The 20,189-nt window shown below is 70.7% G+C and carries 13 protein-coding genes; 7 read left to right on the forward strand and 6 right to left on the reverse strand.

Annotated elements, in window-relative coordinates; genetic code table 11:
- Positions 1-150: 150 nt before the first annotated feature.
- The 3 genes from betT to HCJ93_RS06850 all read right to left on the reverse strand — a co-directional run bounded on the left by betT (position 151) and on the right by HCJ93_RS06850 (position 5,567).
- Positions 151-2,271, reverse strand: a complete 2,121-nt coding sequence (gene betT / locus HCJ93_RS06840) for a choline BCCT transporter BetT (protein WP_167992028.1) — start codon at positions 2,269-2,271, stop codon at positions 151-153.
- A 168-nt stretch (positions 2,272-2,439) separates the two neighbouring features.
- Positions 2,440-3,972: a GMC family oxidoreductase gene (locus HCJ93_RS06845; RefSeq protein WP_167992030.1), complete on the reverse strand. Its 1,533-nt coding sequence runs from the start codon at positions 3,970-3,972 to the stop codon at positions 2,440-2,442.
- Between the two features lie 104 nt (positions 3,973-4,076).
- Positions 4,077-5,567 carry an aldehyde dehydrogenase family protein gene (locus HCJ93_RS06850; RefSeq protein WP_167992031.1) on the reverse strand — a complete coding sequence of 497 codons (1,491 nt, stop codon included), beginning with the start codon at positions 5,565-5,567 and terminating at the stop codon, positions 4,077-4,079.
- Between the two features lie 351 nt (positions 5,568-5,918).
- Here HCJ93_RS06850 and HCJ93_RS06855 point away from each other — a divergent pair, with 351 nt between their 5' ends.
- Both HCJ93_RS06855 and HCJ93_RS06860 read left to right on the forward strand, forming a co-directional pair.
- The gene (locus HCJ93_RS06855) at positions 5,919-6,359 is read left to right on the forward strand and encodes an effector-associated constant component EACC1 (RefSeq protein ID WP_240967476.1); all 441 of its coding nucleotides are present in this window, start codon (positions 5,919-5,921) and stop codon (positions 6,357-6,359) included.
- Positions 6,349-7,707 carry a caspase family protein gene (locus HCJ93_RS06860; protein ID WP_167992035.1) on the forward strand — a complete coding sequence of 453 codons (1,359 nt, stop codon included), beginning with the start codon at positions 6,349-6,351 and terminating at the stop codon, positions 7,705-7,707. The genes HCJ93_RS06855 and HCJ93_RS06860 overlap by 11 nt, the downstream gene beginning before the upstream one ends.
- Positions 7,708-7,768: 61 nt before the next feature.
- On the opposite strand, the gene HCJ93_RS06865 is transcribed toward HCJ93_RS06860, so the two are convergent.
- Entirely contained in the window at positions 7,769-8,245 is a 477-nt protein-coding gene (locus HCJ93_RS06865) for a hypothetical protein (protein ID WP_240967477.1), read from the reverse strand.
- Between the two features lie 102 nt (positions 8,246-8,347).
- Positions 8,348-9,973: a phosphodiester glycosidase family protein gene (locus HCJ93_RS06870; RefSeq protein ID WP_373563561.1), complete on the reverse strand. Its 1,626-nt coding sequence runs from the start codon at positions 9,971-9,973 to the stop codon at positions 8,348-8,350.
- Positions 9,974-10,373: 400 nt separating this feature from the next.
- Here HCJ93_RS06870 and HCJ93_RS06875 point away from each other — a divergent pair, with 400 nt between their 5' ends.
- The 5 genes from HCJ93_RS06875 to HCJ93_RS06895 all read left to right on the forward strand — a co-directional run bounded on the left by HCJ93_RS06875 (position 10,374) and on the right by HCJ93_RS06895 (position 18,037).
- Complete coding sequence (locus HCJ93_RS06875) at positions 10,374-10,892, forward strand: hypothetical protein (protein ID WP_167992040.1); 519 nt, start codon at positions 10,374-10,376, stop codon at positions 10,890-10,892.
- Positions 10,862-12,319: a hypothetical protein gene (locus HCJ93_RS06880; RefSeq protein WP_309141328.1), complete on the forward strand. Its 1,458-nt coding sequence runs from the start codon at positions 10,862-10,864 to the stop codon at positions 12,317-12,319. The genes HCJ93_RS06875 and HCJ93_RS06880 overlap by 31 nt, the downstream gene beginning before the upstream one ends.
- On the forward strand, positions 12,316-13,755 hold the full coding sequence (locus HCJ93_RS06885; RefSeq protein ID WP_206317048.1) for a vWA domain-containing protein: 1,440 nt from the start codon (positions 12,316-12,318) through the stop codon (positions 13,753-13,755). Before HCJ93_RS06880 ends, HCJ93_RS06885 begins: the two co-directional genes overlap by 4 nt.
- Positions 13,756-13,940: 185 nt before the next feature.
- Complete coding sequence (locus HCJ93_RS06890) at positions 13,941-15,062, forward strand: ATP-binding protein (RefSeq protein ID WP_167992042.1); 1,122 nt, start codon at positions 13,941-13,943, stop codon at positions 15,060-15,062.
- Entirely contained in the window at positions 15,059-18,037 is a 2,979-nt protein-coding gene (locus HCJ93_RS06895; RefSeq protein WP_167992043.1) for a DUF5682 family protein, read from the forward strand. Before HCJ93_RS06890 ends, HCJ93_RS06895 begins: the two co-directional genes overlap by 4 nt.
- Positions 18,038-18,152: 115 nt before the next feature.
- On the opposite strand, the gene HCJ93_RS06900 is transcribed toward HCJ93_RS06895, so the two are convergent.
- Complete coding sequence (locus HCJ93_RS06900; protein WP_167992045.1) at positions 18,153-20,039, reverse strand: DUF2075 domain-containing protein; 1,887 nt, start codon at positions 20,037-20,039, stop codon at positions 18,153-18,155.
- Between the last annotated feature and the right edge of the window lie 150 nt (positions 20,040-20,189).

The raw sequence follows: 20,189 nt of genomic DNA on the forward strand, positions 1-20,189 counted from the left end.
TACGGCTGTTGCAATCCCCGCGCCGCAGCTCCCCCCCGCCCCAGACTCGCCTTCCACGACTCCCCGCCTCGTCCCCCACGCCTCCTGCCTCGGCCCACGGCCTCCAGCCCCGCCCCACCTCCGGCTTCGCCCGCCACCCGCCGACGCTCGCTACTCCTCCGGCAGGTGCGCATCCGGGGCGTCCGGATGGTGGTCGGGCAGGTTGGAGCGGCTGGAGGCCTCGTGGCGTACCCGGAGGAACTCCAGGTGGCGTTCGTACTGGTCGAGGCTGTCGGCGATGAGCTGCTCCTTGGTGTAGCCCATGACGTCGTAGTCCTGGTTGCCCTCGGCGAGGCGGACCTCGAAGCGTACGTAGGTGTCGGCCTCGCCGACCGAGCGGAGCGCGAAGGCGGGGGTGGGGCGTTCGACCGGCCAGACCTCGTAGCGGAACTCGTCGCCCTCGCCGACGGGGACGCGCAGACCGGCGTGCGGGAGGCCGTTCTCCTCGACGACGCCTTCCAGCACCTCGGCCTCCGATCCCTGGCGGCGCAGCTCCCCGGCCACCTCCCGGAAGGCGGGACGGCACACCTGCTCCACGAAGCGCACGGCCGCCCGCCGGCCGGGGAAGGACATGGCCCGGGCCAGCCGGTGCCGCCAGTTCGGGGCGCCCGGCAGACCGTGCTGGATGGTGCGGCCGGAGAGCGAGCCGGGCAGCGTGGTGACGCGTGCCTCGACCTTCATGCGTTCCGTTCTCAGGGCGAGATAGAGACCCGCCATGATCAGGAACATCACGAAGGAGAAGGGCAGGCCCATGATGATGGTGGCGTTGGTCAGGGCGTCCACGCCGCCGACGATCAGCATGGCCAGGGTGAGCAGACCGGTGGCGACCGCCCAGAAGATGCGCAGGTAGGTCGGCGCGTCGGTCATCGGGGTGGGCAGGTCGGCGCTGAGGTTGCCCATCACCAGGGCGCCGGAGTCGGCGGAGGTGACGTAGAGCAGCAGTCCGACGAAGGTGGCGAGCCCGGCGCTGAACATGAAGCCGGGGAACTCGGCGAGCAGGCTGTAGAAGCCCTGCTCGGGGACGTTCATGGCGGTCTCGCCGAACTCCTTGTTGCCGTCGCGCACCAGGAACAGGGCGCTGTTGCCGAAGATGGCCAGGAAGAGGCCGGTGAAGAGGAACGGGATGACCAGCGTGGCCGCGATGAACTCGCGCAGGGTGCGGCCGCGGGAGATGCGGGCCAGGAACAGTCCGACGAACGGCGCCCAGGCGACCCACCACGCCCAGAAGAACAGGGTCCAGGCGTCCAGCCACTCGGTGGGCTGGTCGTAGGCGAAGGTGTTCAGGGTCATCGACGGGAAGCCGCTGACGTAGTCGCCGACGTTCTGGACGATGGCGTTGAGCAGCCGGAACGGCTCGCCGACGACGAGGATGTAGAACATCAGCAGGCCGGCGAGCAGGATGTTGAGCTGCGAAAGGCGGCGGATGCCCTTGTCGACGCCGGACACCGCGGACACGGTCGCCATGACCACCGCGATGACGATCAGGGCGATCTGGGCGGTCAGCCCCTCGGGGATGTCGAACAGGGCTTTCAGACCGTAGTTGAGCTGCACCACGCCGATGCCGAGGGTCACGCCGATGCCGAACACCGTGCCGATGATGGCCGCGAGGTCGACAGTGTCGCCGATCCGCCCGTGGATGCGGCGTCCGATGATCGGGTAGAGCGCGGAGCGGATGGCGAGCGGCAGCTTGTACCGGAAGGAGAAGTAGCCGAGCGCCATGCCCATCAGCGCGTACATGGCCCAGCCGGTGATGCCGTAGTGGAACAGGGTCCACACGACGGCCTTCCGGGCGGCCGCCAGCGTCTCCGGGTCGCCCTCCGGCGGAGCGAGGTAGTGGCTGACGGGACCGGAGACGGAGAAGAACATCAGGTCGATGCCGATGCCCGCCGCGAACAGCATCGAACCCCAGGTGAACAGGCCGTAGTCGGGCTTGGAGTGATTGGGGCCGAGCTTGACCGTGCCGTACTTGGAGACGGCGATGAAGACGACGAACACCAGGTACAGGGTGGCGGCGAGGAAGTAGTACCAGCCGAACCAGCTGGAGATCTTGCCGACCACCACACCGATGGCCTCCTCCGCACCCGACGGGGTGATGATGGCCCAGATCGAGATGGCCAGGACGAGGAGCGCCGCCCCGAAGAAGACGGCGCGCTTGAGCCGTGCGGGACGTGACGGGTCGCCTGGCGCGTAGTCGTCAGGCGTGTGGGGGCCCTTCTCACCAGTGGTCGACATGGTGCTCTCCTCCTCGGGGGCGGGCCGCTGCGCCGGCCGGCCGGACCGTGACGCGGGCGCAGGGGACGAGTCCTGCCGTCGAAGCACCCATACCCACCGCTTCTCCCGTCACCACAGCCCGCCGCGCACCTGTGGTCACCGAGTCGCCCCGTCGGCGGGCCCCGGGCGTCAGGTGATCAGGTCGGCGGCCCGCTCGGCGGCGAGCAGCACGGTCACCATGGGGTTGATCGTGGGCATCGTCGGGAAGACGGACGCGTCGACGATCCGCACGCCCTCGGCACCACGCAGCCGCAGCTGCGGGTCGCAGACGGCCATGGGGTCGTCCGCGGCGCCCATCCGGCAGGTGCCCGCCGGGTGGTAGACGGTGTGGGCGACGCGGCGCCCGTACTCCGAAAGGTCGGCGTCGGAGGTGACGTCCGGGCCGGGCGCGACCTCGCGGACCAGCCAGCCCTTGAGCGGATCGGTCGCGGCGACCTGCCGGGCCACCTTGAGACCTTCGACGATGGTGCGCTCGTCGTGGCCCTCGGGGTCGGTGAAGTAGCGGAAGTCCAGGGCGGGGTGCTCGGCCGGGTCGGAGCTGCGCAGCCACATGCGGCCGGTGGAGCGGGCGCGCGGCACGTTCGGGGTCATGCACACCCCGTGCTCCGGGACGGGGTAGCCGAGCCGCTCGGTGTTGACGGTGAACGGCACCTGGTAGAAGTGGAACATCAGGTCGGGGCGCGGCTGGTCCTTGTCCATCCGCAGGAAGAGACCGGCGTCGGAGTCCATCGCGGAGTTCGGCGGCAGCGGTCCGTCGGTCTCCCAGACGATCACCGACTCGGGGTGGTCCAGCAGGTTCTCCCCCACGCCGGGCAGGTCGACGGAGACGTCGATGCCGATGCGGCGCAGGTCGTCGGCGGGGCCGATGCCGGACAGCATCAGCAGGCGGGGAGTGTCGATCGCCCCCGCGCAGAGCAGGAGTTCGCGCTCCGCGCGCACCGCCGCGGGCTCGCCGTCGGCCTTCCGGACGGCGACCCTGGTCAGCCGTCCCTGCTCGTCGGTGAGCAGCCGGTGCGCCCAGGTCTCCAGCATCAGGGTGAGGTTGGGGCGGTCCAGGACGGGGTGGAGGTAGGCCACGGAGGCGGAGGAGCGCAGGTTGCCCTCCGGCTCGTAGGCCAGGGAGAAGAAGCCGGTGCCGTCCGCGAAAGGCTCGGCGTTGAAGTCGTCGATGACGGGGACGCCGGTGGCGCGGGCGGCGGCGGTGACGAAGTCCTTGGCGATCGGGTTCCGGTCGGCCTCGGCCACCGGCACGATGTTGGTCTGCAGCCGGTCGCGGTACGGCAGGATCGTGCCCGGATCCCAGCCGGTGCAGCCGGCTGCCACCCAGTCGTCGAGGTCCTGCGGCAGCGGCAGGAAGCTGATCAGGGTGTTGTGGGAGGAGCAGCCGCCGAGGACGCGGGCGCGTGAGTGCAGGATGTGCGAGTTGCCGCGGGGCTGTTCGACGGTCGTGTAGCCGTAGTCGAACTCCGAGCCGAGCAGGTTGATCCAGTTGCGCAGGCGCAGGATGCGCTCGTCGCCCACGTCGCTGGGGCCGCCCTCGATGACGCATACGCGGCAGTCGGGGTCCTCGCTCAGGCGGGCGGCGAGCACGCACCCTGCGGTGCCGCCGCCGACGATGACGTAGTCGTAGGAGGACTCGGCTCCGTGGGGGGTGGAGGCCATGGGGGGTGCCTGCCTTTCTTCGGGACACTCGGACCGGGGGTGCCGCTCCTGCCGGCCGTCGCCGTCTTCCGGGCCGTGGTGCCGCACTGGTTCTCGTGCCGGTGCTAGCTGTGGCTCTGGTTCTTCTGCTCACCCTTGAACCAGCCGGAGGGTGCCGGGTCGAGGTTCTGGTAGATGTGCTTGGCCTCCTGGTACTCGCGCAGGCCCGTCGGCCCCAGCTCGCGGCCGACTCCGGAGCGGCCGAAACCGCCCCACTCGGCCTGCGGCACGTAGGGGTGGAAGTCGTTGATCCACACGGTGCCGTGGCGCAGGCGCTGCGCGACGCGCTGCGCGCGGCCGGCGTCGGACGTCCACACGCCGCCGGCCAGACCGTAGCGGGTGTCGTTGGCCAGCTCGACCGCCTCGTCCTCGGTGCGGAACCGTTCGACGGTGACCACCGGCCCGAACACCTCCTCCTGCACGATGCGCATGGAGCGGTCGCAGTCGGCGAAGATCGTCGGCAGCAGGAAGAAGCCACGGCTGAGTCCGGGGTCGTCCGGTCGGGTGCCGCCGGTGACGAGCCTGGCGCCCTCCTCCCGCCCGATGGCGATGTAGCGCTCGACCTTCTCCCGGTGTTCGGCGGAGCTGAGCGGGCCGCTCTCGGTGCCCTCCTCGAGGCCGTTGCCGAGGCGGATGTGACGGGCACGCTCGGCGAGGGCCTCGACGAACCGGTCGTGCAGGGAGTCCTCGACCAGCAGCCGGGAACCGGCGGAGCAGACCTGCCCGGAGTGCAGGAAGGCGGCGTTCAGGGCGTAGTCGACGGCGGCCTCGAAGTCGGCGTCCGCGAAGACGACGTTGGGGTTCTTGCCGCCGAGTTCCAGGGCGATGTTCCTGGGTCCCTCGGCCGCCGCGGCCATGATGGCGCGCCCGGTGGCCAGACCGCCCGTGAAGGACACCAGGTCCACCTCGGGGTGGGAGGTCAGCGCCGCGCCGACCGTCGCCCCGGAACCGAGGACCAGGTTGGCCACCCCGGGCGGGGCACCCGCCTCCTCGATCAGCTGGATCATCTTGATCGTGGTGAGCGGGGTGATCTCGCTGGGCTTCAGCACGAAGGTGTTGCCGGCCGCCAGCGCGGGTGCCACCTTCCACGACGCCTGGAGCAGCGGATAGTTCCACGGAGCGATGAGCGCACACACCCCGACCGGCTGATAGACCACCCGGCTGAGGACGTCCGGGCCCACGTCCACCACGCGGCCGCCGTCCTTTCCGGCCAGCTCCGCGAAGTAGCGGAAGGCGTTCGCCACGTCCTCCACGTCGATCCGGCCCTCGGCCAGCGTCTTGCCGGTGTCCAGGGTCTCCGTGCGGGCGATCTCGTCGATGTCGCGCAGCAGCAGGTCGTGCACCCGCATCAGCAGGTCGGCACGCTTGCGGGTCGGCGCGTTCGCCCAGTCCTCCTCCTCGAAGGCACGCCGGGCGGCGCGCACCGCGCGGTCCACGTCGGTGGCGTCCGCCTCGTCGACGGTGGTGATGACGGAGGCGTCGTACGGGTTGATCACCTCCCGCCGGCCACCGCCCGCGGCGTTCGTCCACGCACCATCGATGTACAGCTCACCCATCGCGGGTCTCCTTCGCATCCGACCGGTACCGGATCGGGCTGCCGGTCGGCAGCACGCTCCATGCTGCGGCGCGCGCCGCGGTGCTGCGCGCTGACCAGTGCGGACGGGTGGCGGGGTGCCCCGGGTGGGCTAGTCAGGGGCGGCGCAGAAGGGCTCGGCCCGCTGCGGAGCGCGGCATGGTTCGTGCCCGCCCGTCCTTTCGGCCGGCCTGCTCGGGCAGGTGCCTTGAGCGGGTGCCCCTTCACTCACACTCGGTGGAACGTGCGCTGCCTGCCTGAGTACAGTCTGAGCGGCATCTGGTTCCTGGGCCTCAGAAGCCCGAGGTGTCAGAAGCCCGAGGTGGGGGTAAGAATGCGCATTCGCATTGAAGTCGGAGACGAGCTCCGGAATCAGGACGCAGCGCGATTGACGGAAGCCTTGGCGCGGTGGCTCGAACAGGATCGCTCAGTGGGGCCGCGCGTGAGAATCAGCCGGATCCGCCCGCAAGCATCCGACGGCACGATGTCCGGCGACCTGGTCGACTGGCTCGGGCTGGTGCTGAACAGCGGATTCTCCATCACGTCGCTGGTGTACTCGCACCTGGCCTTCCGGGCCTCGCTGCCGCCCCGCGTGCGGTCGGCCACGCGTCTGGTGATCGAACACGACGGCTCTCGACTGGAGATCGAGTCGGGTTCCGCCGAGGAGGTGGCTCAGCTCGTGCGGCTGGTCGGCGGCAACGGACTCCTCACCCACCCGGCACCGGAACCAGCGGCAGGCACCGTCCGGGACGACGGAGCAGACGGTGCTTCCTGACCCTCGAAGGACCCGGGCCGTACTCATCGGCATAGACGTCTACGCCGGGATGCCCTCGATGCCCGCGGCCGCGTCCGGAGCCCGACGGCTTTCCCGTCTGCTGCGCGACGTCTGGAACCTTCCCGGCAGGCATGTCGCGGTGCTGGATGCAGCAGCATCCGGGCACGACATTCTGAGCACGGTACGGGACGCCGCGCTGGCGGCCGAGGACACCCTCCTCGTGTATTTCGCCGGACACGGACTACGCGATCTGGACGGCGAGAGCCTGTACCTGTGCCTCACTGCCGCCGACGAGGACTACCCGCAGGTCGGCACGCTGCCCTACCGGGACCTGCGCCGGGTCATCCGCCAGGCCGGCAGCAACGCGCGCTACCGGTTGACCGTCCTGGACTGCTGCTACAGCGGTCTGGCGGGCGCGATGAGCGCACCTGGTCCGGTCACGCGCGACGAACTGGCCCTCGCGCTGGACGAGGATCCGGCCCGGGACAGTGACCGCACCGAGGTGTACGGGGACGTGGTACTCACGTCCGCACCACATGACAGGCAGTCCTACGCACCGCCGGGAGCTGATTCTCCGGAAGCCACCGGAGAACTGATCGGCATTCTTCAGAACGGCATTCCCGGCCTGGGGCCCGAACTGAGTGTGAGCAGCGCATGGCAGCGGGTGCGCCGACGGCTCGTCCTGAGAGGGAGACCTGAACCTCAGCTGTTCGCCCAGAACAGCGCGGCCGATGTGCTCGGCTTTCCGAACCGTGCGACTGCCGTCGCACCGTCCACCCGGGCCGGCGAGACATTCCGGCTTCCCTCCGGGGAGTCACCACCGCTCTCCGACCCCGACCGCACAGCAACGGACGTTGCAGGTACGACGTTCGTCGTTCCGGACAGCGCACCCGAGGCGGAGTGGCAGCCGACACCGGTCGGCCGGTGGCGGCCCGAGGAGGAAACTCCCTATCCCGGCGATTCCTACTTCAAGCAACAGCTCTCCCACCTCTACGCGTTGGACAGGGCCTGGGCCGAGGTGAAGAAGGAGTTCAGGTCGGTCCGTCGACGCGTGCACGTGCCCGTTCATCTGCGCTCGCCCGCGAAGGTCGCGAGCTGGCTGCACGAATCCACCGGTGATGCCCGCTGGCTGGTCATCGCCGAATCCGTCAAGGTACTCGAGGACCGCAGGAGCGGATACACGCGCACGGGCGTCACCGACCCCTACGCGAGCCAGGTTCCAGGCGGAAACCATCCGCCCGACTGGCAGCTGACCGCCGAGATCGTGGACACCTACTGCCGTAAGGTGGAGCAACTGTGCGACGACATCAACAGGCTGATGGACCTCCACACCGGCGCGCAGGACTAGCCACATCTCGTTCCGCGGGTCGCTCAGCACGATGACCGACGGCGGACCGCTGCGAGCGGAGTCAGACCCTTGTGGTGGCCCGCGGTGTGCCGGACCCGCCTCTGGAGGCGGCAACGCTCCTGACGAGCATGACGAGGAGGAGCGCTGCCGCGGTCAGAGCCAGGGAGGCCGACGTCCAGTTGATCCAGACGTAGTCGGAATCGGCGGTGTACGAGGTTCCGTCCGCGCGGACGCAGTCGAAGCGGAGTGGCAGATAGGAGGAACGGTGGTGGGTCAGGCCCTGTTCCGTTGCCGCGTCGAAGCCTTCGAGACACGCTGGAGCGGGGAGAGAGGCGGCGCCGTCGCCGGCCTCCAGCTCTGACGCCAGGACGCCGAAGAAGCCCAGGCAGTAGACGGTGAGGAGGGACCACACGACTGCCGCCGTCGCCCTGCGCAGCAGGTGCTCGGGCCAGGGTTCCGGCCGACCGGGCAGCGCCATGGACAGGGTGCGGGTCAGAGCGATGAGCGCGCCGGCAGCACAGGTGAAGGACAGGCCCAAGCCCAGCAGGGTCAACATGTGCCTCCGGACGTACGGGTGGTGGGCGGTGGGGTCGGTGGGTGCGGTGGATCGCTGTGGGCGGTGGGCCGGAGGGTGACCGGGTCAGTGCCGGCGCGGAAGGATGACCAGGGCGTCGCCGACGGGGCGCTCTCCCGCCGCGTCGGACGGACTGTTGATCACCTGGTCCTTCACGACCATGGTCGTGGAGCCGCCTCCGTCGAGGTTGACGGCGTCGCGCAGGCCGAGGGACCGGGCGACCTCGGCGCTCTCCGTGATGCTCAGGCCGAGGGAATCCGTGCTGCGGCCGTCGGCGGTGATCAGGACGGTGCGGCCGGCGGCGTCGACACCGGCGAGGGTGCGTGGATTGCGCTTGTGGACCCAGCCGTAGTACCAGCTGGGGTCGCCGGGGTGCACCATGCCGTCGGTGGCCGGGGTGACGTGGAGCCGTCCGTCGCGGACCAGTTCGGGACCGCCGTTGACGATGTCCGTCCGGGGAGACGGGGTCACGCGGTGGCCGCGGTCGTCGCGCAAGGCCGTCTCGATGCGCAGGCGCTCGCCGGGCCGGGCCAGCGCCGTCAGATCGGCCGCATACCGGCCGGTGGCCTGGACGGAGCTGCCGCCGGGCGGGAGGGGGCCGCCGCGCGGGGTGCGCAGCTCCACGACCCGGCCCCGTTCGTCCAGGACGGCTTCCGTGCCCGGCCCCTGCGGGGTGCTCGCTCCGAAGTCCGCCGTGAAGGCGACGAGTTGGTCGGGGTTGGTGCAGGTCACGTCGTGCAGAGGCAGGGCGGTGGGGGTGTCGCCCTCGCTGCCACCGCAGTTCCTGATCAGGCCCGGTACCCGGTTGATGCCGTGCAGGGCGAGGGAGGTCTTTCCGGCGGTGACTCGTCCCTGCCAGGTGAGGCGGGTGACCTGGTTTCGCTTGCCGTTGTCGTGGACGACGAGGGCGGGGCGCCCGCTCACCGGTTCGCTCAGCAGACGCCCGTCATACACGCCGACACCTGCCGGGTCCCCGGGCGCGCCGGCGCGGGGGTCGAGGACGAAGAAGCCCGCGTTCACCGCGGCGACGGCGTCGGCGCCTGCGGCCAGCGCGCTGGTGGTCTCGCGCTGCTCGAGGTCGGGGCCGTAGGTGGCGTCCAGGCTTCCGCGGAAGGTGCGCGGGTCGATGGTGAGGACGTCGATGCGCCACGGTCCGCGGTCGGTGCGTGCGCCGTCCCAGCCGGTGTGGACGACCGAACCGGAGTGTCCGGCAGCCAGCAGCCGGGCCCGTTCGGCCGTCGCGGCGGACTGGGAGCCGAAGGTGCCGATGCGCACCCGCCAGCCGAGCGTGCCGCCCGCGTAGTCCGCGGTGCGCGGGGTCGTCACCGGCTCGGTGCGGGCCTGGAATCCGTCCCGTCGCAGATCGGCGACGAGTTCCTCGGCACTGGCCCGGTCCTTGAGGGTGGAGGGCGGTGCGTCGGGATCGGGTGAGGTGTCGCCGCCGGGAATGGTTGCCTCGACCGTCCAGTGGAGAGCGGGGTCCTGGGCACCGCGCACGATGCGGGTGAGGGTCACGCCGGGCTGCAGGGTGTGCGTGGTGCGGGTCTCGGTGAGGCCTGGTGGGCCGAGGGGCAGGGTGCGGGCGATGCCGCCGCCGGGCCGGTGGTCGGACGACGCCTGGACGGGTGGGACCGTGGTCACCGCCAGGACGACGCCGAGGGCGGCCGCCGCTCCGCAGAGCCTTCTCCTCACCTGCACCGACCTCCCGCTGCCTTCGCGCCTGCCGGCGTCGCCCGTCTCCGGAGCACCTCTGGTGCCAGGCCCCGAGCGAAGCCCTCTGGTGGTGACGTGCGTCGCTTTCGTGTGCCCTCGTCACCCGCGCGCCTCGCATCGACGACGGCACGAGCGGTCACTTGAGCACGTCGGACCAGTATCGGCCCGTCGCACGGCGCGTCAAGAAGGTTGACCCGAGCAACAGTTGCGCGGCACTCGCGCCGCGTACGGTCCGGTACGCCCGCTGCCGTCCGATCCCGCTCGCCTTCCCCAAGGCCGAGCCGGAGGCCGATGTCGCAGGCAGGGGGCGTTGTCAGTGGTCACCGATAGATTCATCTCCGTCCCGCCGGGTCTCGGCGAGGACTCCCCTTTCGTATGCATGGGAGATGGTGCGTTGTCGCTCTGGGAGAGGTCGAGCACGGCGCGGGTGATGCCGTCCGCGCGGCCGCGGAAGCTGGCCAAGGTGCCGTTCGTCGAGTTGGCCGACGGGCGGTTGCAGGGTGTGGTGTCCAGTGGGTCGGACGCCCGGCGTGTGTACGTCTCGTCGGTGGAGGCGGGTTCGTACGCGTTCACGTGCAGCACCAACAACAACCGCCCCTGCGGCGGGGGGCGGGGCTGGTTCTGCAACCACATACGCGCGCTGATCGGTGAGGCCGTGCTGCAGTACGGCCTCGAGCGGGTGACCCGGTATCTGAAGGTCGAGGACCCCGCCGACGCACCCGACGTCCATTCCCTCACCTCGGCCATGGCCGGCACCAGGCCGGCCCAGGGGGACCGTTCGACGGCGGCCCAGGTGTTCAGCCGCTTCCTGCGGCACCTGGCCTACCTCGAACTCGACCCGTCGACCGCTCCGGTGCCGGAGATGCAGTGGTTCCCGACGACGAGGGCGGTGGCCTGATGCGAGTCGATCTGCTGGGCGATGCCATCGACGGGCTCGACGAGGCGCTGACGGCCGTGGACGGGTTCGACGACGTGCTCGTGGGCGGTCTGCTGCGGCCGCAGCCCGGACAGTCCGACGGACTGATGGGGCTGGCCGAGGCGGTCGCCGGGACGCCGCTCGCCTCACGGGTGGCCGAGGCGGCGGAGAAGACGGCGGCCGGGGCGGCCGGTGAGGATCACTTCGTCGCACTGGCCGCCGCGCGCACCGCGCTGCTGGGCTCGGTGCACGATGCGCTGGCCGCGCGCGTCGAGGAGGTCGTGGACCGGCCTCGGGCGGAGGAGAGCGCGGGCGAGGCGGCGCCGGGGGGCGTCGGCGACGCGGGGCGGGGTGAGGAGACACAGGCTTCCAACCTCGGCGCGGCAGCGCGGAGTTGGCTGAGTGATCTGGCTCGGGCGGGCTGGCAGGGCATCGATCACGACCTGGTCGCCGAAGCGGCGCCGGTCGTCTCCGCGATGCTGCCCGATCCGGCGCTGCGCCGTCTGGCGACGCTGCTGGACGGGTTCGCCGGTGAACTCGCCGCCTGCTGTCCCGGCGCCGGCCTGGAGCGGATACCGGTGCGCCGGTGGGCCGACCTGTGGTCGCGGGCGATGCTGCTGACGGTTCCGGGCGCCGGGTCCGCCAGTGCCGGCAGAGGCGAGGCGACGGGGCGGCTGCTGCCGCTGGGGGTGGACGTGCAGGAGCACGCCACCGCCGTACAGGCCCAGGTGCACGGGGTGTTCGAGCCGGCGGACGGTGGTACGCCCCGGCTGGTGCGGGCGAGTGTGTCGGCGCCGAAGCCGGACACGGTCGTGGGTGCGGGGCTGTGGCAGGTGCTCCGGCCGCACATGTCGCTGCTCACCGCGGTGAGCGAGGAGCGGGTCATGGCGCTGGACGCCATGCCGCTCACCGCGGAGGGCGATCTGATCTGGGACGACGGCCGGGCCCGGATGGGTGACTCCGCCGAGGTGTTCACCACGGCGCGGGTCGCGCTGCCCACCGCCGCCGCGTTCCCCACGGCTCCTCTGGACCGGCATCCGGCCCGGCTCGCCGTGCCGGTCCTGCTGGAGGGGTACGCCGTGGAGGAGGGCGACGACGGGGCCGTCGCCTTCGAGATCGCCGGGCAGCGGCTGGCCGTCGACGCCGAGCGTGCGCCGACCGCCGGTCCGCTCACGGCGGAGGCGGTCGCCTCGTCCGCTGCCTGCATCGGGCTGCTGCGCTGGGACGCCGGTGAGTTCCTGCTTCAGCCGCTCGCCGTGGAGCGGACGGTGGGGAAGAAGTCCGTGGCCGTGCACGCCGGGGCGTGGGCCGGGGGTACGAGCGACAAGGCCGGGGTGCGGGCCGAGAAGGCGGCGACCGACGCCGTGAAGGTGCTGCGCGAGCGAGCAGGAAAGCTGCTGCGGAAATGAACGAGACGGAGCACATGACGGAGCGGGCTCCCGTGCCCGACCCGAACGACAACCGGCGTCAGGTGCTGTACTGGCGGCTCCTTGCGCGTCTGTTCGACCCCGAGGAGCAGGCGGCTCTCGAATCGGCGAGCCTCGCCGTGGTGGAGGACATCGGGCTGCCGGCCGCCCTGCTGGACCCGGGGGCGTCCGTGGACTCCGTGGTGCAGCGGCATCCGGAGCTGGCCGCGGAGTTCGAGGGGCTGATGACGCCCGAGCCCGAGGAGGACGGCCGGCGTGACCGGGCCGCGGAGGTGCGGCGCGCGGCGCTCGCGTCGAAGGTGCTGCTGAATGTCTTCGCCTCCCCGCCCGGCACGGTGACCGCCGGGCAGCTGGCGCGTTGGCAGTCCGACGCGGGCTGGCTGGAGCGGGCCCTGGGCTGCCGGCCCGGCGAACTGCGCGGAGGACGCGGCGGCCAGGGCGATGCGACCGGTACGGGGGCGGGCGGCGGCGTCAGCCCCACCGGTACCGGTTCCGGGGCGCCCACACCCGATCTGAGCCGGCTCATCCCGGAGATCGGTCCCGAACTCGGCTCGATCGAGGCGGGCCTGGTGCAGAGGATGCGGCTGCGCGAGGTGCTGGCCGACCCGCGGCTGGCGTCCCGGCTGACCCCGAGCATGTCGCTGATCGAGCAGCTGCTGCGCGACAAGGACAACCTGTCGGGCGTCGCGCTGGCCAACGCGAAGGCGCTGATCCGCCGTTACGTCGACCAGGTCGCCGAGGTGCTGCGCACCCAGGTGGAGAAGGCGTCGGTCGGTGAGATCGACCGTTCGGTGCCGCCCAAGCGGGTGTTCCGCAACCTCGACCTGGACCGCACCATCTGGAAGAACCTCACCAACTGGGACCCGGAGGAGGAGCGGCTCTACGTCGACCGCCTCTACTACCGGCACACCAGCCGCAAGACGACACCCCAGCGGCTGATCGTGGTCGTGGACCAATCGGGCTCGATGGTCGACTCGATGGTCAACTGCACCATCCTGGCGTCCATCTTCGCCGGGCTGCCGAAGGTCGAGGTCCATCTGATCGCGTACGACACGCAGGCGCTGGACCTCACGCCCTGGGCGCACGATCCGTTCGAGACGCTGCTGCGCACCAAGCTCGGCGGCGGCACCGACGGCACCGTCGCCATGGCGCTCGCCCAGCCGAAGATCGCCGAGCCGCGCAACACCGTCGTGGTGTGGATCTCCGACTTCTACGAATGGCGCCACACCGAGCTGTTCGAGAGCATGGCCGCGATACACCGCTCGGGGGCGAAGTTCATCCCGGTGGGCTCGGTGACCAGTTCCGGGCGCGGCAGCGTCAATCCGTGGTTCCGGGCGAAGTTCAACAACCTCGGCACGCCGGTGATCTCGGGTCACATCAAGAAGCTCGTGCTCGAGCTCAAGGCGTTTCTCACCTGACCGGCGAACGCCCGCCTCGCTCGTCCCGGGGCCCGCGTACTCCCCTGTCTCCGGTCGTTCTGATCGTTCCGGTCACTTCGACCCCATCGACCTCATCGATCGCACTGATCGCACCGATCGCGCTGATCGCTCAACTCTTCGTCTTCTTCTGTGTCCTCGTTCTCGTAAGGAAAGGCTTCCCCTTCATGTCCGACCTGCTGCGCGCTCCCGCCGAGATCAAGTACGCCGAGGAGCTGGACTGGCTGGAGTCCATCGACGACAACCCCAAGCCGTTCTCGTGGCGTCTGTCGCCGAAGATGGTCCGGCTGTTCATTCTCGGCTCGGAGCGCTCCGACGGCCTGGACCGGGAGATCTCCCAGAAGTGGTTCGGCGACCGCAGCTTCGTCGAGCGGTCCATCGTCACTCTCGCCTCCGACCGCGGCCTGCTGCTGATCGGCGACCCGGGCACCGGCAAGAGCTGGCTGGCGGAGCTGCTGTCCGCCGCTATCTGCCGCAACTCCACGCTGGTGGTGCAGGGCACGGCCGGCACCACCGAGGACCACATCAAGTACTCGTGGAACGTCTCCATGGTCATCGCCAAGGGCCAGTCCCGTGAGTCGATGATCCCCTCGCCCATCATGACCGCGATGGAGACCGGCGCCATCGGCCGCTTCGAGGAGCTGACCCGCGCCACCAGCGATGTCCAGGACGCGCTGATCTCGATCCTCTCCGAGAAGTACATCTCCGTGCCGGAGCTGGAGAGCAGCGGCAGCGACAACATCGTCTTCGCCAAGCCCGGCTTCTCCGTCATCGCCACCGCCAACAGCCGGGACCGGGGCGTGAACGACCTGTCCTCCGCCCTGAAGCGCCGCTTCAACTTCGTCCGCATCCCGGTCGTCACCAACAAGAAGAGCGAGGCGGAGATCGTCCGCTTCCGCACCGAGGAGCTGCTGCGCCGGCACGCCATCGACCTGGAGGTGCCGCCGACCCTGCTCGATGTGCTGCTGCAGAGCTTCGCCGACCTGCGTGCCTCGGCCGCCGCGGCCGGCAGCGACGACGAGAAGCTGGAGTCGGCGCTGTCGACGGCCGAGCAGATCGGTGTGCTGGAGGACGCGGTGCTGCACAGCAACTTCTTCGGCGAGCGCACCCTCACCGCCCGCACGCTGGCCTCCTCCCTGGTCGGCTCGCTGGCCCGGCGCGAGCCCGAGGACCTGGCCATCCTCAACAAGTACCTGCACGGCGTCGTCGAGCCGCGCAGCAAGGAGGAGGGCGGCTCCTGGACGGAGTTCCTCGAGGGCGGCCGCGACGCGATCGCCACCCTGTCATGAGCGCACTGCACAAACCCGAAGGGACACCCGTGCCCCAGACTCCCGACACGAACGGCACGTTCAGCGCGCTGAAGGGACAGCTCCAGGAGGCAGCCGCCGCTTTCGCAGGCGGGCCGGACGCGCTGGAGAGCATCCTGCTCGGCATGGTCGACGACGTCGACCGCGCGGTGAACGAGCCGCTGGAGATCTTCCCCGTCTGTCACCACTCCCCCGCCTCCGCTCTCGCCATGGCCCGCCGGCTGCGCGAGAAGCAGCCCAAGGTGATCTATCTGGAGCTGTGCGAGGACATGGCTCCGCTGCTGACCGAGCTGCGCAACTGCCGGCTGCCGGTGGCGGTCCAGGCGTTCGCCGGTGAGGTGGACGGCTTCCCCGCCGAGTGGGCTCCGCTGTCGGTCGTCGCACCGATCACGGAGGCGTCAGCCGAGTACCAGGCCATCGCCTACGCCCTGGACACACCGGGCGTGGAACTGGTCCTGGTCGACCGGTCCGCGGACCACGTCTTCCAGTGGGACCGGCGCGGGGACGACGGCCCGCCGGATCCGCACCCCGCCGCCGGCGACGGCACGGCTCCCGCCGAGACGGAGGCGGCACTGCACGGTGAGGCGGTCGGTGTCGAGATCGGTGATCTGCGTCCGCGCTTCGCCGAGCTGGAGGAGCATCTGCTGCACCACGGCAAGGTGCGGCACTGGTCGGAGTGGTGGCACCAGTACGTGGAGGTGCCGCTCGGCGCGAGCGGCAGCGACCACGACACCTACCGCCAGGTGATGTTCCTCATCGGCAGCCTGTTCCGCCGGCTCGCCCCCGGGGACGCCGGCCGGCTCCGCGTGGACGAGGACCGCGAGCGGTACATGTGGACCCGGATACGCGAGCATCTGCGGGCCACGGACACCGACCCGGACGACTGCCTGTATGTGTGCGGCGCGTTCCACGCCGCCAGCCGGGTCGAGGAGTTCGGTCTGAACGGGGCCGACACGTTCACGATCTCCCCGCGCACCGGCACCTCCTGGCAGTACGGGCTGATCCCTTCCAGCCACGCCGCGATCGAGGCGCAGTTCGGGCTGGCCGCCGGTTCGGTGTCGATCGCGGCCACCGAGTGGGCGAAGAGCCTGAAGCGCACCCGGGTGCAGCCGTACCGGCTGGCGGGCCAGGCCGGCACCAGGAAGAAGGCCCCGGCGAAGGCGGCCGAGCGCAAGCAGACCGCGGCACCCGCAACGGCTGCCGCCGACGCCGGCACCGGCGACGACCGGCTCTCCGGTTTCCTGCGCACCCCGCCCGCCCTCGACCCGCTCGACGAGGCGGAACTCCTCGGCTGGTCGGTGGACATCGTGCGGGCGGCCCGGCGCAATGGATATCTCGCCTCCACGGCCGACGCCATCGCCGTGTTCGAGACGTCCATCCTGCTCGCGGGGATGCGGGACCGGGCGAAGCCGACGCCGTACGACTTCCAGGACGCGGCGATCACCTGTATCGAGAAGGACAGCGTCCCGGGCCGCCGGGACATCCGCCGGCTCGTCGAGATCATGATGGGCGGCGACCGGATCGGCCAGGTGGGCTACGACTCCCTGCCGCCGCTCGCCCGCGACGTGTACGACCGGCTCGCACCGCTGGAGCTGACACTCCAGCGACGGGGCGTGCAGCGGGCCCTACTCGACATGAGCTCACGTCCGGAACTCCGCGCGTGCTCCGACGTCCTGTGGATGCTCAGGCGTCTGATGCCACAGGGAGCGGCCCGTCCCATCATGGGCGAACGGCGGCTGGGCGAGCGTTCCATCCAGGAGTCCTGGGACCTGGCGCTCGGCACCCACCAGCGCGCCCTGATCGAGCTCGGCTACGAGGGCGTCAGCCTGGAACAGGTCCTGGAGCAGCGGCTGCGCCGCGAGGCATACGCCCCGCGGGCCACCACGGCGACGGTGCTGGCCGCGGTCGAGGAGGCCATCCTCTACCTCGGCAGCCGCCGCCTCGCCGACGAACTCGGCACCCACGCGCTGAAGGTCCTCTCCACCGAGCGCAGCGTCGACGGTGCCCCGGAGGTCCTGCGCCGGGTGCGGGCGCTCCTCGCGTACTACCGCACCAACGAGCCGGTGCTCCCGGCCTGGATCGAGTCCTTCACCAGGACCGGCTACGCCCACTACTGCACCCTGCTGCCGACGGCGTTCCGCGACGAGGAGGCGACGGTCGGGCAGGTCGCGGCGATGCTGGGCTTCCTGTTCAGCATGGAGAGCCTCGCCCTGTCCCTGGGCTGCGACCGGGCCCAGCTGGAACTCGCGGTCGCCCAGTCCCACCCGGACGACCCGTCCAAGACGGCACTGCTGTGGGCGGCCCAGGTGCAGCTCGGCACCCTGTCCCGCGCCGAGCTGCGGGCGCGCTGCGAGCAACTGCTGGACAACCCGCTGGTCGTCCCCTCCTATCCGCGTTACCTGAGCGGCTTCGTGCACGCCCTGGAGCCGGTGCCGGGCCTGGCGGACGTGGTGGTCGAGGCGGTCTCCAACGCCTTCGCCCGCCTGCCCGACCCGGTCCTGCTCCCCTGGCTCCCCCGCCTCATCACCACGCTCCGCTCCGGCGCCGCGGACCTGGCCCCGCTGCTGATCCGCGAGGCCGGCCGCATCTTCCCGGCCCGCCTGGACGCCCTGGACACCTGGGTCCCCCCGTGGCGGGCCCCCCGGCAGCCGGCCCGCCGTCCGGCCACGGCAGCGGCCCCCCGACCCACCCCCCTCCTCACCGCCCACCCGGCGTCGTGCGACGCGATCGCCGACCTGCTGGGCTGCGACGAGGGCTGGGCCGCCCCCGAGGCCACGCCCACACCAGGCGCACCCCTCCTGCGGACCCATCCAGCGACCTGCGCCGCCCTGGCGGACCTGCTGGGTTGCACGGACGTCTGGGTCGAAGAAGCTGCTTCTGCTCCCACGGGTACCGCCCTTGTGGCCAGGCACCCGGCATCCGCGCGGGCGCTGGAGTCATTGCTCGCCGGCAGGTGATGGCTGAAGCCGGGCCCCGGCGGATCGAGGGCCCGGCTCTGTCATGAGCAGACGGAGCAGGCTCGGACTGAGCGGCGAATGGTCGCAGCGAGCGCGGGCGAACGTGGACGCCCGGTCAGGCCGAAGCGGGCTCCCGCACCGAAGTCGACACGAGTTGGCGCAACTTCGCCTGCGTCTCCGGGTCTGTCGAGTGGACGACGGTGCCGACCATGCCGCGCGTCAGCAGCACCTTGTACGTGTTGCGGATGAGACGGTCGACGTCGGCGTCCGGGGTGGTCTTCTTGAAAGCCGGGTCGCGGGAGGCGCTGCGGTCGGTGACCCAGCGGTCGCCGCGCCACACCAGGTCGGGGCCGATGATGACGCCTGACCAGTCGTACTCGAAGCCCTGAGCGGTGTAGACACAGCCGACCTGTCCGAAACCCGCGGGGTCGGTGGCCCACAGGGCGGCTGGGGGCGCCCCCGAGACGGAACGATCGCCACGAAGGTTCCATGGGCGGGCCCAGTCGCCGATGACGACGTCGAGCGGGAGAGGCTGCCCGGGCTTGGGCTCCGGGGACCAGCGCCAGCAGTACCCTGCGGACAGGCGGGCACCATAGCCTTGCGCACGCCGTGCCTCGAGAAACGATTCCATCTCCCGCGGACTTTCGGCGACCAGCAACTGCATCCGGTCGTCGGGCTCCCAGATCAGCGGCCCGCCCGGTTCCAGACCGAGGAGCCGCACGACCCAGCGCAGGTAGGCGTCGCTGCCGCCGCAGCGGAACTGGCTGTCCAGCGGGACGACATGACAGGGCAGGCCCCGTCTGGCCGCCGTCGCCTTGATCTCGGCCACGGTGCCCATCTCGCCCGGCCGTACCACCTGGTGCTCGTCCAGAAGGAAGACGGGCACGCGGGCCACGTCGATGAGCTCGTCGAGCTGGGCCCTGCCGGTCCGGTGCTCGGCCCGCGTGTAGCGGTTCGCCGAGGTCTGCCGGATGCGGTGGGCCTCGTCGCAGATCAGGACGTCGAGGCTGTTCTTCTCGGCGGTCATGAAGCTGTTGAAGTACTTGAAGAGGTCCTGCACCTCCCGCCTGCGGAAGCCTGCGACCTTCCTCATCGTCTTGGTGAACGACTGGGAGCCGGTGGCGTGGAGGGCAGGCACTCCGCGCCGGTACAGCTCACCCAGCAGTTGAAGTGCGATCACGCTCTTGCCGGTGCCCGGGCCGCCGGTGACGACGACGATCTCCTTGCTGTCGGCCCGCCTGGCCTTCTCCACCGCGTTGAGCACCATGCGGTACGCCACCTGCTGCTCGTCCAGGAGTACGAACTGCCGGCGCTCCCGTACCTCCTCGGCGGCCACGGACATGAGCTGCTTCGACGGCACCGTCGCACCCGACAGGAGTTCGTCCGCCGCCCCGGCGCCGGGGTGCCTGTCGCTCAGCTTTGTGCGGAGGTGATCGAGCAATTCGCCACGGCGTTGCCCTGTGAACAGCAGCCCGCGGTCATCGCGCTCGATCTCTCGCAGGCCGGCGACACCGAACTCGGTGGCGTTGTGCAGGTACGCCACTCCGCTGATCCGGTGTCCGTGTCCGGCCAGCGCTCCGTTGAAGTTCACCAGGTACTCGCAGTAGCGCCGCACCTGCTCGATGGGGTTGAGGACCGGGTGGGCGTAGCGTTCCACGTGGCACAGCGTGGGATCGTCCTCGTGGGGCAGCGCCTGGCTCCACTGTTTGAGTTCCACCACGACGTAGGAGGGTTCCCCGGTCGAGGGGTGCACGCCGGCAAGGACGACGTCGGCGCGCTTGCTGTTCAGAGGGAGCGCGTACTCCAGCATCACCTCGACGTCCCCCAGTCCGGCGTCGTTGAGCGCAGCCGCCAGGACGGGAAGGCTGCGCTCCCAGGAGCGCACCTCCGGGGTTCCGGGCCGGTGGCCGTGCATATGGGCGAACTGGTCGGTGAGGTGCAGGAACAGCGAACCGTCGAGCGCCATGACGGCGACCGATTTCGCGGACGCACGGAACAGCAAGAACTTCCCCCAGGCAGCACGAAGTGACTCGTGCGGGTGGGGGCATGTCCTTCGAGACTCCACCGCAGTGGAGCGGAAGCCCGTCGGGCCGCGTCGACAACGTGTCCGAGGCTACCGTTTGTCGTTCTTCGCGCAGGACGGTTCACGCGA

The organism is Streptomyces composti (assembly GCF_012034205.1).
In the GTDB taxonomy this organism is placed as follows: Bacteria; Actinomycetota; Actinomycetes; order Streptomycetales; family Streptomycetaceae; genus Streptomyces; species Streptomyces composti.

Excerpts from the sequence above, each read along its gene's own strand:
- HCJ93_RS06855 (WP_240967476.1), top strand. The coding sequence starts at position 5,919 with ATGCGCATTCGCATTGAAGTCGGAGACGAGCTCCGGAATCAGGACGCA.
- HCJ93_RS06850 (WP_167992031.1), bottom strand. The coding sequence starts at position 5,567 with ATGGGTGAGCTGTACATCGATGGTGCGTGGACGAACGCCGCGGGCGGT.
- HCJ93_RS06890 (WP_167992042.1), top strand. The coding sequence starts at position 13,941 with ATGTCCGACCTGCTGCGCGCTCCCGCCGAGATCAAGTACGCCGAGGAG.
- HCJ93_RS06875 (WP_167992040.1), top strand. The coding sequence starts at position 10,374 with ATGGGAGATGGTGCGTTGTCGCTCTGGGAGAGGTCGAGCACGGCGCGG.
- betT (WP_167992028.1), bottom strand. The coding sequence starts at position 2,271 with ATGTCGACCACTGGTGAGAAGGGCCCCCACACGCCTGACGACTACGCG.
- HCJ93_RS06845 (WP_167992030.1), bottom strand. The coding sequence starts at position 3,972 with ATGGCCTCCACCCCCCACGGAGCCGAGTCCTCCTACGACTACGTCATC.
- HCJ93_RS06895 (WP_167992043.1), top strand. The coding sequence starts at position 15,059 with ATGAGCGCACTGCACAAACCCGAAGGGACACCCGTGCCCCAGACTCCC.
- HCJ93_RS06885 (WP_206317048.1), top strand. The coding sequence starts at position 12,316 with ATGAACGAGACGGAGCACATGACGGAGCGGGCTCCCGTGCCCGACCCG.